The sequence below is a fragment of the Paenibacillus sp. FSL R5-0636 genome (assembly GCF_037974255.1).
GTDB classification, from domain to species: domain Bacteria; phylum Bacillota; class Bacilli; order Paenibacillales; family Paenibacillaceae; genus Paenibacillus_AQ; species Paenibacillus_AQ odorifer.
The window spans coordinates 3,375,245-3,389,642 of record NZ_CP150232.1 but is presented as its reverse complement, the minus strand read 5'-3'; the positions used below and the strand labels follow the sequence as shown (position 1 = coordinate 3,389,642).

Below are 14,398 nucleotides of genomic sequence, written 5' to 3'. Positions count from 1 at the left end.
CACCTTCAATTGTTTAAGATAAATACGTGATTTTAGAACTAATCGGTGTTCTGGGTTTCGCATTCGGCACTTCCTCCGGATACCCCATTCCAAATATCCCAATAACATCGTAATTTTCTTGAACACTAAGAAGCTCACGATTATGAGGCAAAGCCCCCAGCGAAGCCCAATACGTACCTACACCTGCTTCATGTGCAGCTAATAGGAAATTTTGTACGAAACAAGCAGCAGCCATAACATTCTCATCGCGTTCAAACGCAGTTGCGGCAGGCTTAGACAGAACTGCAAAAACAACAGGTGCGTTGCCAAAATCCGTCTTATGTTTTAATTTCGCTCTAGTATTGGGTCCGATGAAAAGAAGCTCCCAAGGTTCGGTCATACGATGATTAGGAGCGTAACTTGCAGCCTCCAGCCATGAATGTAACTCCTCTTCACGAATTGGAGTCTGTTTGAATTGTTTTGTACTTCTGCGGGTTTTAATGAGCTCAGTTATTTTCATCTTTTTCTTTACTCTCCTCTTTTTTAACATTTGATGTTGTATCTTCTGGAGCGATCTCATGAATCTGAAAGATTTGTTTAAACTCTTCAATGATCGCTTCCGTTGCTTTTAATTCACCGCTAACCACTTGTTTAATCGATTCAAGCTCAGGCTGATTTAACTGCCGCTGTAATGTAGCCCGGTTAACCATAAGCTTATCTAAAAAAGCGATGGCTCTGCCACGGCGAAAAGTTTGAGCACTTTTAGGATGTTGATCCATTTGTTCTGTCATCCCATGTTTCATAAAGCCACGATCTCTGTGTTCTCCGTGCTCCCTATGACCGCCACGTTTGCCGATATGTCCTTCACGCATTTTATTTCCTCCTTTTGCAGTAGTGTATACATTTGTATACGCGTTCTTCATGTATACAAATGTATACGATAGAAACCATTTCTGTCAAGATCATTTTTCCATTTTGTAACATCATAATTGCTCATTTTATATCTGAAAAAACAATAAAAACCCGCATAAAGTGCGGGCTTAAAGAGAAAAATTATCAAATTCAACGGAGTGATTTATAGGGAAAAACTATTTTTCTTATACTCCTGAACGGATACTCCCATTACTTTTTTAAAACAGTTACTGAAGTAAAATGGATCTTTAATGCCTACCTTTTCAGCAATTTGATAAGCTTTCCAATCCGTTTCATTCAGAAGCTTCACCGCTTTTTCCATTCTGCACTTGAGAAGATAATCCGTAAAGCTAATCCCTATGTCCTGCTTAAAGATCCGGCTAAAGTAACTGGAATTCATGTGGAATTTATTCGATACATAGGATAAAGACATCTCCGGAATGTGCATCTCCTGTTGAATAAATTCTTTAACTTCATGGATAATATTATTGGTTTTTTTGCTACGTGCCCGGGTTACTTGAGAGGTTACCTTCTCTGTGAGTTCAAGTAATGTCTGTTGCATGTCTGGCAGGCTATCGAGCTCAAAAATCCTTTTATATGGCGAAATATCGAAAGAAAGATTATTATCTATTATAACTCCCATTTCAGCGAGTGAATTGATTAATGTGGAGACAAATTGGGCGGAAACCAACCTAGCTCGTTCCACAGAAAAAGCCTTGGACTTCTCCAAATCCTGAAACATTTTCTCGATGGATTGCATAGCCTTGTCTAAGACACCAGCTTTTACAAAAAACAAAATTTCCTCAATTTCATTCGTCTTAACTTCCCAGGATCGGCCCCCGAAATGAATTTCATCATTAAAAAAATAGATGGCGTTACTGCCCTTTAACTTACCATATCTAACTGCCTCCAGCGCCTCTTTATAGGATTCTTTGATCCTATTGAAATCCGTACAGGTACTACCTACGCCAATGCAAGCTTTGCATTCAAGCTTTTCATGGAGCGATTGGGCCAGCCACTCTCCAATCTTCGTAAGATTCTGATTATCTTTTCTATTAAGAAGGACAATGCGTTGACTGTTATCAAAAAAAACTTCGATTCCCTCATACTCTTCAAGCGCGTAATCAATAAACCTCTTACAACGCAAAGACTGCAGGATTCGTTGTTCCTCCCCTTCTTCTAAGGAGATTTGAAGTTCAATGAGCATGATTGAAAACAGGCTGTTCGCTGAGTCAGGAAAAAAGTAATGGAACCGGCTGTCCAGCTGATCGGGGTCCCAGAGGCCTGATAGCAAATCATTTAGAAATTTTTCTTTTAGTTGAACGGCGTTTTCTTTTAACTGTCGATTCAGTTCCTGATATTCGTTCCACCGCTCTGTCTCTTCCCGGATTTTCCCATGAAGATCTACCGCAACTCTTCGTACTTCCTCGGATTGAAGCGGCTTCAAGATAAAATTTTGTACTCCAATGTCCAGGCTTCTCTTTGCATATTCGAATTCGGGATGTGCAGTGATGATCACAATTTTGACTAGCGGATACCTTTCTTTTATCAACCGGCTTAATTCCAGTCCATCCATAAAAGGCATACTGATATCTGTAAATACTACATCCGGTTTCATCGTTTCGATCAGATCTAACGCTTCGCTTCCATTCGAGGCCTCACCTACGAATCTGTAACCAACCGCTTGCCAATCTATAATGATGGGAACAATTTTTCTCGCATTAATTTCATCATCCACAATAATGGCTCTGAGCAGTTCAAGCTCCATGACTATTCCCCTCCTCAAGCGGTAGTTCCAATTCAATCCGAGTTCCTTCTCCCGGTGCACTGACCAAACTACAATTCATATCCGCCCCATAGTACAGCTTCAGACGCATCAAAGTACCGCGCAACCCAAAACTGGACTCATTTTGCCCATAGGGCTCAGCTTGCATTTCCCGACGTTTGTCTTCATTCATGCCCACACCATCGTCTTCCACGATTAACTTCAGTCGATTCCCCTGAATTCGGGCAAGGATGCGAATCTTACCACACTCCCCTAAAGGGCGAATACCATGATAAAGCGCATTTTCTACAAGCGGCTGAAGCGTCAATTTGGGTATCCGAACATACTCAGCTTCTTCCGGCACCTCAATTTCACTGGTGAAAATTTCTGGATAGCGAATATTTTGTATACTCAAATAACTTTTAGTGATCTCTACTTCTTCTCTTAACGTTACTACATCACTGCCCTTACTAAGACTCTGACGATAGAAGGCTGCAAGCTCAGAAATAATCTGGTACGCCTCATTATTATTTCCTGACAAAGTTAAATAGCCAGCTGATTCTAACGTGTTATATAAAAAATGTGGTTTAATTTGCTGCTGCAAAATATCCAATTCGAGTTTCCGAATCAATTTCTGTTCTTCTTTCTCCCGCTTCAGCGCTTGCTCAATGGTCATAATCATATTGTTATACCTATCTTTCAACTGGTTCAGTTCATCAGTTCTCGCCTCGTACCGAACCAAACTGAACTCTCCAATCTCCACTTTTTTCATGGATCGCAGCATATGTAAAATAGGTGTTGTAATGAATCTAGAAATCCAGACGGAACCTAAAAATATAGAAATGAAATTAAACAGCATAATCATTAACAGCATTAGATTAAATTGACGATAGGGGCTTTCCCATTCCCCCAGAGGCTGAGCGCTAGTAAACTTCCAACCACGATCCATTGAAACCAGAGAAGAGATCAGATAATTATGATCTTTGATCTTTACGATTTTGCTACTGCCGAGCGGCACATCAAGCATAGAAGAGTTTGTATAAGTCGATAATTCAGGTTTTGTAAAATCAAGGAGTGTCTCATATCCAGTTTCGATCATTAAATCAGGTTTATTATCGTTGATCGAACGTTCATAGCTTTTTTTCAGCTCCTGAACCGTAATGTTCACGACTAATACTCCTATTTTCTTGGAAGTGTTCATGTCGTTTACGATACGAATCAGAGAAATATATTGTGGATCCTGCTGGGGTTCCTTCGTCTCAAAATTGAAGATACCTCCGGCATTTTTCCTCCAAATTGCTTTTCCGTCCAAGGCGACCGCCTCGGAATACCATTCCGCTGACTCGATCCCATCCGTTCTGATCGGTTTTGCAGACTGCAAATCAATCGCAAACTTACGTCCTGCATTATCGAATAGATAGACAGAAGAGATAGAGGGCTCTGCGAGCATAAAATCTGACAGAGCCACCTCTAGCTTGTAAGTTAAAATTCCGATGTCGTTACCCGCCAGATCACTGCCCAGAACTTCCTGAACTGTATTGTTCGACACGATCATCTTGGAATAATTATTCGTGCTGTCAAGAAGTGATTCGATTCCGGAATTCATGGCGTTTAAGGTTTGAAGCGATACCTCACCTACCTTTTCCTCGGTGAATTTCTCATTGATTCGTTGGTACATAATACCGCTTGCAATCATGGAAACCACTAATAAGGCCAAGTAGTAAAAAACGATTTGTGATCGGATACGTGCAAACCTCATCGGTAACCTCCTGGCCGACAATTAAGCGAATACGGACCTTTATTTATAGCTACTTCAATACGATACTAGTATAGCATTTTTCGAAGGATTCCTATCCCATTGCTTTAGCCCTTAACTGCCCCGGCAATAATGCTTTTTTGGACTTGGTTACTTAGGAACAAGTAGATAATGATCATGGGTAGTGTAGCCACAACCATTCCAGCGAACATAGGTCCGAATTCTGTGGCATAGGCACTTTTAAACGAATTGATGGCGACGGTAATTGTTGCTAAGTCAGGATCATTAATGAACGTATTAGCAAACATCAGTTCGTTCCAAGCGGATAAAAAAGTAAAGATGGAAGTGGTTACGATAGCCGGCTTTACAAGCGGAAGCATAATACGGAAAAAAACCTGATAAATATTGCAGCCGTCTACAACGCTGGCTTCTTCCAACTCCCCTGGCAGCGCTCTAAAAAAACCAATCATGATAAAGATTGTAGTAGGAAGTGCACTAACGGTATAAGGAATGATTAAAGCCCACGGTGTATTCAGCAAACTTGTCATTTTTAACATCTGAAAGACAGGTAGCAGCGTAGCATGTACGGGGATCATCAATCCCAGCATAAAGAAAGTAAGCACCACATTATTAAGCTTCCACTTCATTCTTGCGACAGCAAAAGAAACCATTGCCGATAACAGAGCAGAAATAATGACAGTTACCGTTGTATACATAAGGCTGTTCAAAAAGTTACGTGCGATATTCGCCTTAAAAAGTGCGTAGTCGTAATTCGCCCACCGCCACTCATTAGGCAAGCCCATCACATTTGAGCCTGTAATTTCTATGTTTGTTTTAAAGGATGAAAATACAAGCCACACGAGCGGATACAATTGAATAACGGCGAAGATTAGAAACGCAAGCTGCAAAACAACCTTTGGCCAGCGGCGGTTATGTGTTGTTGTCATTAGCTCTCCTCCTTATCATCGTAGGTTCTGATCAGTTTTTGTAGAATTAAGTAGAAAAAGAGACATTCCACAACCATAAACACGGCCATCGCGCTGCCGTACCCATACATATTGCGATTAAAAATCGATGAATACATCAATGTACTTGGAACACTAGTTTCCGGTGTAGGGTAGCCATTGGTCATAATGAAGACTAAATCGAAAAACTTTAATGATCCCAAAACAGCAAATATGACGCATACCTTCAGGATCGGTGAGATAAGTGGAATGGTAATAGAGAAGGCGGTTCTTATACTTGATGCTCCGTCAATTTTTGCAGCCTCGTACAAATCTTCAGGTATCCCTTTGATGGCAGCGTACATTAGAAGCATATGGTAGCCGATATATTGCCAAACGATTGGAATCATAACACTTATTAGTGCTGTTCCGCTTTCCGTTAACCAATCATGTGTCCAGGAGGACAAGCCTAGTTGATTGAGTATCGTATTCAGCAAGCCATATTCAGGCTGATAGATTTTCAGAAACATAACGCCGATGACAGAGGAGGATACCAAGACTGGAATGAAATACAAAGTACGATACAGCTTTTCACCCCACACCCCTCTGGCAAGAACCAGAGCGAGCACCAGAGCTATCGGAAGTTGCATGAAAACAGAAAGAACTGCCAGATACAACGTATTAAGTATCGAATGATTAAAATCCATGCCGTACGTATCTGTAAAAAATAAATCCTTATAAGAAGCTAAACCGATAAATTTAGCCGGTTGAATCCCATCCCAGTCCAGCAGACTGTAATACATGGACTGAAGGATCGGGAAAAAACCAACAAGAATGTATAAAATCAAAGCAGGAACAACAAATACGGCGATAGCCTTTTTGTTTCCGAATACTTGATGCATGCTTCACTCCACCTTTAAATCGATCAGGCGGCGAACAATTCTCGCCGCCTGACGCAGATTATTGTCCTTGATTGACCTTGCTCTGTAATTCTTTCGTGTAGTCTTCAGGTGTTGTTTTTCCGGCAACGAATTTCATCAGCGAGCCGAACATAGATTCAGTGTCATTACCATTCAGCATTTGATCCCACCAGTAGGAGAAACCTGTTGCTGAAGAAGACAATTCACCAATTTGCAGAGCCAGTGGATTCATTTGAGAAGTGTCACCTACATCAACTTTCCATGCTGAGGAGCCTGAACCAGCCAGAAATACTTCTTTAGACATGGTCTCAATAAAGAACTTGTATACTTCCCATATTCTTTCCTTGTTTTTCAGATCGGCATTGAGCACGAATGTTTCACCCGAACCTCCGAACCACTCGTCAGCATTTCCTTTCCCCCCTGGAATGGTTGGGAATTTAATCGGTACCACTTTACCTTTGACCAGAGAGTTATCATCTTCAATCTGTCCGTTGACCCAAGCACCCATGAACATCATAGCTGCTTTGCCTGATAGGAACATATTTGTCGCGTCATCATAAGAAGTTCCAACAAAATGTTTGCCGAAGGAGTCCGCATCAATCAATTGTTTGTATTTCGCAGCAGCTTCTGTGAATTCAGGTGTGTCGAATGATCCTGTTTTCGTTAAAGCGGCATTTACAGCATCCACGCCTGCCATCCGGATGGCTAGAATCGCGTTCCATTGCATGGCTGGCCATCTGTCTTTAGCTCCAAGTGCAATCGGCTGAATACCTTTTGCTTTTAGTGCTTCAATCGCAGCAACAAGCTCATCCCATGTTTCCGGAATTTTTGCTCCTGCTTGCTCAAATAGTTCTTTATTAACGTACATTTGAGCAGTAGCTATATTGATCGGCAGACCGTAAAGCTTGCTATCGAAGACGAAATTGTCTGTCGTACCTGGTACGATTTGGTCCAGCGTTCCATCTTTTGCGAGATCATCAATGGACAGAATCCGGTTCCCCGCTATAAATGGCTCAGAGAATCCGCCACCCCAGGTGTAAAAAATGTCGGGCAGTTCATTGGCTGCTGAAGCCGCTTTCACTTTTGTTTTATAAGATTCGCCCCCAACACCTACATGCTCGATTTCTACATTAGGGAATTTAGCCTTGGTTGCCTCAAGTGCTTTATAAAAACCAACAAACCCACCATCTTTAGAATTTGGATCCGCGAATTGAGACCACATGGTAATCTTGAGCTTCTCTTCCGCCGCAGTTGTTTTTCCCGTATTGCCTGCGTTTGCATTAGCCTCGGAATTCACGTTATTCCCGTTGTTCCCACCACAAGCAGTGATAAGCATGGACATAGCCATCAACACTGTTAGAGTTAGGTTCATCCTTGTTTTGTTGACTTTTTTCATTCTTTTTCGCCCCCCATTTTTATATTGCTTACAGGACTAATTATATAAATCAATTTATCAAGTGAACATGAAAGCGTTTTACTTTATGATGTATTCTCTTTACATTAGACATTTTTCTTTATTAACTACACATAAAGAAGACCTCTGATTTCTTCAGAAGTCTTCTTTTTTCATTCATATCAAAACCTAGGGCATGAACACCTCTATATAGCTGAGTGGCTTAGGTTCTATCCAAATTAAAGTTTTCTCTTTTATCAGAAGTTATCTCATGAATCTGAAACATATGTATGAACTCATCGATGATCGCTTCCGTAGCTTTTAGTTCACCACTAATGACTTGTTTTGTCGTTTCAATCTCTGACTCTTTTAGCTGCTGCTGCAACGCCGAACGATTAATCATTAGCTTGTCCAAAAATGCGATAGCCCTAGCACGACGAAAGGTCTGAGCGCTTTTGTGAGGATGCTCCGAACCCACCTTGACTCCATTTATATTCATTTCTCCATGCTCTCCGTATTCTCGATGCTCGTTATAACCATGCTTATCTATGTGTCCTTCGCGCATGTTATTTCCTCCTCTAACTCTGATTACAAATGTATGGCCCATTAATAAGACCGGGCAAGACGGAAGCCAAGATCTTCTACGCTAAATGTTGGATGACTACGACGGCGGCATGTGGCTCCACATCCTCTGTCCTCTTCTGCCCAGCTGCCTCCCCGAAAAATTCGATAGGAGCCATACACTTGTTCATCATATAAATCCCAGCACCATTCCCATACATTTCCTAACATATCATAAAGTCCCCAAGCATTGGGTTCCTTTTGTCCTATTTCGTGGAGTTCGCCACCTGAATTTTCATTATACCAAGCAATTTTATCCAGTTCTCCATATTGATAACCGGAAGTTCCTGCTTTACATGCATATTGCCACTCTGCTTCTGTTGAAAGTCGATATCCGTTTGTTTCCTTATCCCAAGTAATGAGTTTACCATCTTCACCTATAGTATAAGCTTCTATAAATCCAGCTTTCTGGGAAAGCAGATTGCAAAAAGAGATGGCTTCAAACCATGAAATATTCACAACCGGTTTTAGATCTCCATGAGATGAGTTATTAATTATAGCATTGTATAGATCCACAGTTACAGGATAAGGTGCAAGAAGAAACGGTTTGATTTCTGCTTTCCATCTACGCTTTATCCGATCGTCTCTTAATTCTATTTCTCCCCCTGGAATTGCAACCATAGGATAGTCCAAATAGCTCTCAATTTCGATTGACACTCTAGCTGCCTCCTATCTATTATTTTAATCATGTATTGACGGGTATACAGAATAGAACTATAATCTATACATTTCCTAGTTAATTACTCAGGATTACAAACAATAAGAAACATTAAATCATACTTGGTTTATCCAGAAGAAGGAGTGTAAACACATGCCAAATGTTCAAACTTTCAAAGCAACTGCTCATTTGCAAGACGGCGTTAGGGTCGTTACTAATGTAAGACAATTCGAGCTGGTCATCGACGAACCGACAAGTCTAGGGGGTACGGATACAGGAATGAATCCTGTTGAAGCTTTGCTCGCTTCTTTGGGTGCCTGCCAATCCATTGTAGCTCGGGTCTACGCCTCTAAATTTGAGGTGGAGCTTGAAGATTTCAGAGTAGATGTGGAAGGTGACTTGGATCTCGACGGATTCTTCAACCGCTCTGAAGTACGTCCTGGCTATTCCGATATTCGGTATACATTCTACATAAAGACTCCATCCCCTGCTGAGAAGGTCGAACAGTTCGTACAATTTCTGGAGAGTAAATGCCCTGTAGGTGACACCATTGCTGCTCCGGTTAATCTCAAGCTAAATCGTATTGTGATTGAAAATTAACCGTTTTATAATGCTAAGAGAGCTGCAAAGTTGCGTAAAAGCGACTTTGCAGCTCTTTTTCATGACCTGTTCTCCGACTTCATATAATGTTAAAAATGATGCCTTCGGAGGAACCCAAAAAATGACGGATATACTAAGAAAAGTAGATGAAGAAATCGAACGTTTGACAACGTTTTTGCTACAACAGCAGAAGGATGACGGCTCATGGCATTTTTGTTTTGAGAACGGGATTGTGATCGATGCTTATATGATCATTCTCTTTAGGGTGTTGAACCTACAGAATGAAACCCTCATTCGGCAGCTACATGACCGCATTCTTGACGCACAACAGCGAGAGGGTTGCTGGCAGTTATATAAGGACGAAAAAGCTGGGAACTTATCCACATCGGTCGAAGCTTATTATGCCCTGCTCTACTCTGGGTACAGTAAGATAACAGACGAGCCAATACAGCGTGCTAAGCGTTATATACTGTCTAAAGGTGGATTAGGCAAAGTCACAAGTATCTTAACTAGAGTCATTCTCGCCGCAACGGGTCAAAGCAAGTGGCCTTTAGCAATTTCTTCGATTCCACTGGAGGTGCTTTTGTTTCCGTCTTACTTCCCTATTAACTATTTCGAATTCTCTGGCTACTCTAGGGTACACCTCACTCCTATGCTCATTATGGCCGATCGGCGATTTTCGATCACTACAGCCCATGCTCCTGATCTGTCAGATCTTATGGAGACACGATTGGATGCAGATGAATCGCCTACCCGTGGATATCAGGAGCTGCAGGATGTTATTCAAATGGGTTTGAGCAGATTACTCGGGAGTCCACACTACATACATGAAGCTGCCAAAAACAAAGCAGAGCAATATATGCTCCAGCGAATCGAATCCGACGGTACCTTTTACAGCTATGCCAGCAGTACAATTCTTATGGTTTTTGCCCTGCTTGCTCTCGATTATGATCGGCAGCATCCAATAATTACAAAGGCCATTCAAGGTCTCACCGCGCTGCAATGCCAATCAGATCATAAAACTACAATTCAAAACTCTCCATCTACAATATGGGATACAGCGTTAATCTCCTATGCTTTACAAGAGGCTCAAATTCCGGTTGATCACAAAGGAATAAAACACGCTGCAGCTTATCTTCTGGATAAACAGCATCATCAAACTGCTGATTGGAGCATCCATAATCCGGATACAGTTCCCGGTGGATGGGGATTCTCTGAGTCCAATACAATCAATCCGGACGTAGATGATACAACGGCAGCCTTGCGAGCCATCCGAAGCTTATCAACAATTCACCCTTCATATCTGGAATCATGGAATCGTGGACTGAATTGGGTCCTATCGATGCAAAATAACGACGGCGGCTGGCCGGCATTCGAAAAAAACACCAATAAAGAAATGCTCACATGGCTCGCTATCGATGGTGCTAAATCTGCAGCCATTGATCCTTCGGAAGCAGATCTTACCGGACGAACTTTGGAGTTTCTCGGAAACTTCGCTGGTTTAAATACACAACACGAGTTCATTAAACGGGGTACGAAATGGCTGATTCAACATCAGGAGAAGGATGGTTCGTGGTATGGAAGATGGGGTGTTTGTTATATTTATGGCACTTGGGCATCATTAACAGGCCTGCAGGCTGTTGGGCTCCCTATAAATCATGAAACGTTGCAAAAAGGAGTGAAGTGGCTCCTAAGCATTCAGAACTCGGACGGCGGCTGGGGGGAGTCTTGTCACAGCGACCGGCTTCTACAATATGTTCCTTTAGGAGAAAGCACACCTTCTCAAACCGCCTGGGCACTTGATGCGATTATTGCCGTTCAGCCAGAGCCAACAGCTGCGGTGGAAAAAGGGATTCAAAGACTAATCACGTCTATTCATGAAGAGGATTGGAAAACTTCTTATCCCACTGGCGCTGGACTCCCCGGTAATTTCTATTCCAATTATCATAGTTACCGCTATATCTGGCCACTACTCACATTGAGTCATTACAGAAAAAAATACGGTCAAGGATAATACTCGGTAATACTCGGTAATAACTAGCGTTGTCCTGCTCCACTTCTTAACTGTCTCGAAAAAGCTTGGATCGCCAGAGCAGCAATCGTCCGTTACTGGAGAATCTCGTTGCTCTGATGTTATGAATCGAGAGATGAATGCTTTTGTCCGTTGCACCTACCTAAATCACCCAGTCTTGAACAAGCATAGAGCTTTTCGGACCCAGAAGACGCTATTTGCTTGTTTTTAGGCTTTTGAGTTAAGTTACGGACTCCAGTGAAACTATTCCTTAAAAAGAGAGTCATTTCGGGTGTTTTTCATAGTAATAACTGCGATAGTGTCCGTTAAAATTCCAATTGTAAGCTAAATCTGCTCTTAAGGTCAGCTGAGTCCGATAGCAAATACGTGTGCGCAAAATGTTACCTATCAAGCCAACTTGCCATTTGGATCAGCCCTATAGGAATTACTTAAATTACTTAAATTACTTAAATTACTTAAATTACTTATGAGCTAGCTCCATTTTTGCATTTGAGTCAATCGAGCATAGTTAGCATAAAGCTAATTAGAATCAGGCAGCGATCTCCGATAATCAAGGATCGCTGCCTGATATTTTGGGTCACTGGCGTTTTGCCTGAGCAATTATGACTGTAACGTCTGATATCCCCACTCCGTATATTTGTAGCGCAAGATTTTCACGCAATTTAATGAAATAACTGCATTTTATACACTTAATCCATATTGCTAGGGAATAACTTCGACTTTAACTGCATTCTATACAATTAAAATCAAGAGAAATCACCTAGAAGCCTTAATCTCATGTGAATAGATGTAAGAAATACAGCTATTTTCAATGCGCAACTGTTTTGAACGATTATAGCTGTACAAAATACAGTTAAACACATTGCTGCTTCCCATTTCCTTCATCCGCCTCCATACTGGCACACAGAGGTATGCATCATTGCTCGATTTACTTTTTGGAGCACGGTACCGAAAGATCACCATTCAAGAAACAGGCGTAATCGTTGGTGGTTTCGGTGCTCTTTCCCAAGCACGGGTTACCTGCAATGTTGCTGCATAGGTAATTAACGAAACGAGCAACGCTCCGAACAGTTCAATGATCTGCCCCAGGTGCAATCGTTCCAGAATTCCGTGAGCCGCCAACCCGCTAAGCACCATGACAATTCCTCCTGCTCCCACCTTGAATACAATACGAAAGTCAAAATAAAACCCGATCGTTCCTGCCACAGATAAAAAATTCAACAGTGTCAGCAGCAAGAGTCCCAGTCCGAATCCCATGGCCACCCCTTCGATTCCAATATTAGAACCAAGAACAAAGATCGCAATCACTTCGAAAATATTCGTAAGAATATGGTTCCACATAACGGTTGATGCTTTCCCCAAACCAAGCAAAATTGCTTGCAGTGGCGCTCCAAAATAATAAAGAAAAAATAAGGGTGCAATTAACCTTAGCAGCTCGCCCGCTTCTGGCGAATGGTAGATCATAGTCGTTAAGGGTACAGCCCATAAGTACAGGATGATTGTACATGGAAAACCTACTATAAGCGCGGATCGCATAGCCATATCCATCCGACTATGCATAAGCTTGCTATTGTTGCTCACACTTGCTTCGCTGATCGCCGGAATTAATGCAGTCGACAACGATTGTGTGAAGAAGCTGGGGAGAAACAACATGGGGAGAGCATAACCTGCCAGAAGTCCGAATTGCTTGGTTGCCATCTCAACACCTACACCAAACAGTACTAGACTTTTCGTAATCAGCAGTGGTAAAAAGGCATGATAGAGAGAATGAATAAAACCGCTGCCTGTCATCGGTAAGCCGATGCGCAGCAAATCTCTCAACGTACTGTCTCCTTTAAGTGAAATTCTTGACGTATGTGGTGGAGAGGTTTTGATCTTACCTCGATTTGCCCATTTGAAGACAGCGAACAAATAGAGCAAACCAAAACCTTCTCCAACAACGGAGGCAGCCATCGCGCCAGCAGCCGCATAGGCAATACCGTAGGGCAGCAAAACGTTGACAACACCGATAATGACAATGATTTGCGCCAGATTCTCAATAATATCGGAAAAGGCAAGTGGGTTCATGTTCTGTTTTCCACGAAAATAACCTTTCAGTACAGCAGACATCGCAATAATTGGAATGATCGGCGTAATAGCAACCATAGCATAATACGCCCGCTGATCGGCCAAAAAAATCGATGCGATCCATTTGGAGCCAAATAGAGCCACTAAAGTTAATATAATACTCAACGTACCCGTAATGCTTAAGGATACAGTGAGAATACGCTTTACTCGCGCTTCATCCTGCTTAACCTCAGCTTCCGATACAAGCTTTGAAATCGCAACAGGAAGCCCCAGCTCTGTCAGCGTAATAAATAAGGGAAGCAGTGGATGAGCAATCATAAGCAGTCCTACTCCCTCTGCTCCCAAAAAACGTGCCAGCAAGACTCCGTTCAAAAAACCAAGCCCTTTTGTGAAAAATGACGACACGGTTAATATGAACGTGCCACGAATAAAACTTTGTTTACGCATCCCCATTTATACACATCTCCACCTATGGTTTGTCCTGTCCTTCTTTCTAACTTATTCGAACAAACACAAGTACATGCAGACAAGTATTTGTAAAGTATTTAATCAGCAATAAGCCGCCACATCTTAGTTGGTATACCAGGCAATTTCCCTCACTTTCATTATCTTCTGTAGCAAAAACATTTTTCATAGAGCAGAGATACTCCTCTGTATCGCTCATTAGTACTGTTTTTGTATAAATTTCATCCTCCGCAATAAAAGATATATTAAGAAATAAATAGATAATTTACCAATGGCATGTTATCAT

12 protein-coding genes are annotated in these 14,398 nt (G+C 41.8%); 2 read left to right on the top strand and 10 right to left on the bottom strand.

Annotated elements, in window-relative coordinates; genetic code table 11:
• Window positions 1–13: 13 nt before the first annotated feature.
• From MKX34_RS15410 to MKX34_RS15370, 9 genes are all read right to left on the bottom strand, one after another.
• Window positions 14–499 carry a nitroreductase gene (locus tag MKX34_RS15410; RefSeq protein WP_076296706.1) on the bottom strand — a complete coding sequence of 162 codons (486 nt, stop codon included), beginning with the start codon at window positions 497–499 and terminating at the stop codon, window positions 14–16.
• Window positions 486–851 carry a hypothetical protein gene (locus MKX34_RS15405; protein WP_051490998.1) on the bottom strand — a complete coding sequence of 122 codons (366 nt, stop codon included), beginning with the start codon at window positions 849–851 and terminating at the stop codon, window positions 486–488. The genes MKX34_RS15410 and MKX34_RS15405 overlap by 14 nt, the downstream gene beginning before the upstream one ends.
• Before the next feature lie 203 nt (window positions 852–1,054).
• Window positions 1,055–2,659, bottom strand: coding sequence for a response regulator (locus MKX34_RS15400; RefSeq protein WP_076222530.1), 1,605 nt, complete (start codon window positions 2,657–2,659; stop codon window positions 1,055–1,057).
• Window positions 2,649–4,415, bottom strand: coding sequence for a sensor histidine kinase (locus MKX34_RS15395; RefSeq protein ID WP_076296707.1), 1,767 nt, complete (start codon window positions 4,413–4,415; stop codon window positions 2,649–2,651). Before MKX34_RS15395 ends, MKX34_RS15400 begins: the two co-directional genes overlap by 11 nt.
• 104 nt (window positions 4,416–4,519) lie before the next feature.
• A complete protein-coding gene (locus MKX34_RS15390; protein WP_076105666.1) occupies window positions 4,520–5,359 on the bottom strand; it encodes a carbohydrate ABC transporter permease in 840 nt (279 codons plus the stop codon).
• Window positions 5,359–6,258 carry a sugar ABC transporter permease gene (locus tag MKX34_RS15385; RefSeq protein ID WP_076272537.1) on the bottom strand — a complete coding sequence of 300 codons (900 nt, stop codon included), beginning with the start codon at window positions 6,256–6,258 and terminating at the stop codon, window positions 5,359–5,361. The genes MKX34_RS15390 and MKX34_RS15385 overlap by 1 nt, the downstream gene beginning before the upstream one ends.
• A gap of 58 nt (window positions 6,259–6,316) precedes the next feature.
• Window positions 6,317–7,672, bottom strand: coding sequence for an extracellular solute-binding protein (locus tag MKX34_RS15380; protein WP_076296708.1), 1,356 nt, complete (start codon window positions 7,670–7,672; stop codon window positions 6,317–6,319).
• 220 nt (window positions 7,673–7,892) lie between these two features.
• Window positions 7,893–8,234, bottom strand: coding sequence for a hypothetical protein (locus MKX34_RS15375; protein WP_081383910.1), 342 nt, complete (start codon window positions 8,232–8,234; stop codon window positions 7,893–7,895).
• Between the two features lie 41 nt (window positions 8,235–8,275).
• A complete protein-coding gene (locus MKX34_RS15370; protein ID WP_179089297.1) occupies window positions 8,276–8,911 on the bottom strand; it encodes an SUMF1/EgtB/PvdO family nonheme iron enzyme in 636 nt (211 codons plus the stop codon).
• A gap of 190 nt (window positions 8,912–9,101) precedes the next feature.
• Between MKX34_RS15370 and MKX34_RS15365 the strand changes: the two genes are divergently transcribed.
• Together MKX34_RS15365 and shc are read left to right on the top strand one after the other, a co-directional pair.
• A complete protein-coding gene (locus MKX34_RS15365; protein WP_076272536.1) occupies window positions 9,102–9,548 on the top strand; it encodes an OsmC family protein in 447 nt (148 codons plus the stop codon).
• A gap of 121 nt (window positions 9,549–9,669) precedes the next feature.
• Complete coding sequence (gene shc, locus MKX34_RS15360) at window positions 9,670–11,562, top strand: squalene--hopene cyclase (RefSeq protein WP_076296710.1); 1,893 nt, start codon at window positions 9,670–9,672, stop codon at window positions 11,560–11,562.
• Between the two features lie 981 nt (window positions 11,563–12,543).
• On the opposite strand, the gene spoVB is transcribed toward shc, so the two are convergent.
• Entirely contained in the window at window positions 12,544–14,100 is a 1,557-nt protein-coding gene (gene spoVB / locus MKX34_RS15355) for a stage V sporulation protein B (protein WP_076272534.1), read from the bottom strand.
• Between the last annotated feature and the right edge of the window lie 298 nt (window positions 14,101–14,398).

Bases quoted from the DNA above. Each gene is read 5' to 3' on its own strand.
- MKX34_RS15410 (WP_076296706.1), bottom strand. From the start codon at position 499: ATGAAAATAACTGAGCTCATTAAAACCCGCAGAAGTACAAAACAATTC.
- MKX34_RS15405 (WP_051490998.1), bottom strand. From the start codon at position 851: ATGCGTGAAGGACATATCGGCAAACGTGGCGGTCATAGGGAGCACGGA.
- MKX34_RS15400 (WP_076222530.1), bottom strand. From the start codon at position 2,659: ATGGAGCTTGAACTGCTCAGAGCCATTATTGTGGATGATGAAATTAAT.
- MKX34_RS15395 (WP_076296707.1), bottom strand. From the start codon at position 4,415: ATGAGGTTTGCACGTATCCGATCACAAATCGTTTTTTACTACTTGGCC.
- MKX34_RS15390 (WP_076105666.1), bottom strand. From the start codon at position 5,359: ATGACAACAACACATAACCGCCGCTGGCCAAAGGTTGTTTTGCAGCTT.
- MKX34_RS15385 (WP_076272537.1), bottom strand. From the start codon at position 6,258: ATGCATCAAGTATTCGGAAACAAAAAGGCTATCGCCGTATTTGTTGTT.
- MKX34_RS15380 (WP_076296708.1), bottom strand. From the start codon at position 7,672: ATGAAAAAAGTCAACAAAACAAGGATGAACCTAACTCTAACAGTGTTG.
- MKX34_RS15375 (WP_081383910.1), bottom strand. From the start codon at position 8,234: ATGCGCGAAGGACACATAGATAAGCATGGTTATAACGAGCATCGAGAA.
- MKX34_RS15370 (WP_179089297.1), bottom strand. From the start codon at position 8,911: ATGGTTGCAATTCCAGGGGGAGAAATAGAATTAAGAGACGATCGGATA.
- MKX34_RS15365 (WP_076272536.1), top strand. From the start codon at position 9,102: ATGCCAAATGTTCAAACTTTCAAAGCAACTGCTCATTTGCAAGACGGC.
- shc (WP_076296710.1), top strand. From the start codon at position 9,670: ATGACGGATATACTAAGAAAAGTAGATGAAGAAATCGAACGTTTGACA.
- spoVB (WP_076272534.1), bottom strand. From the start codon at position 14,100: ATGGGGATGCGTAAACAAAGTTTTATTCGTGGCACGTTCATATTAACC.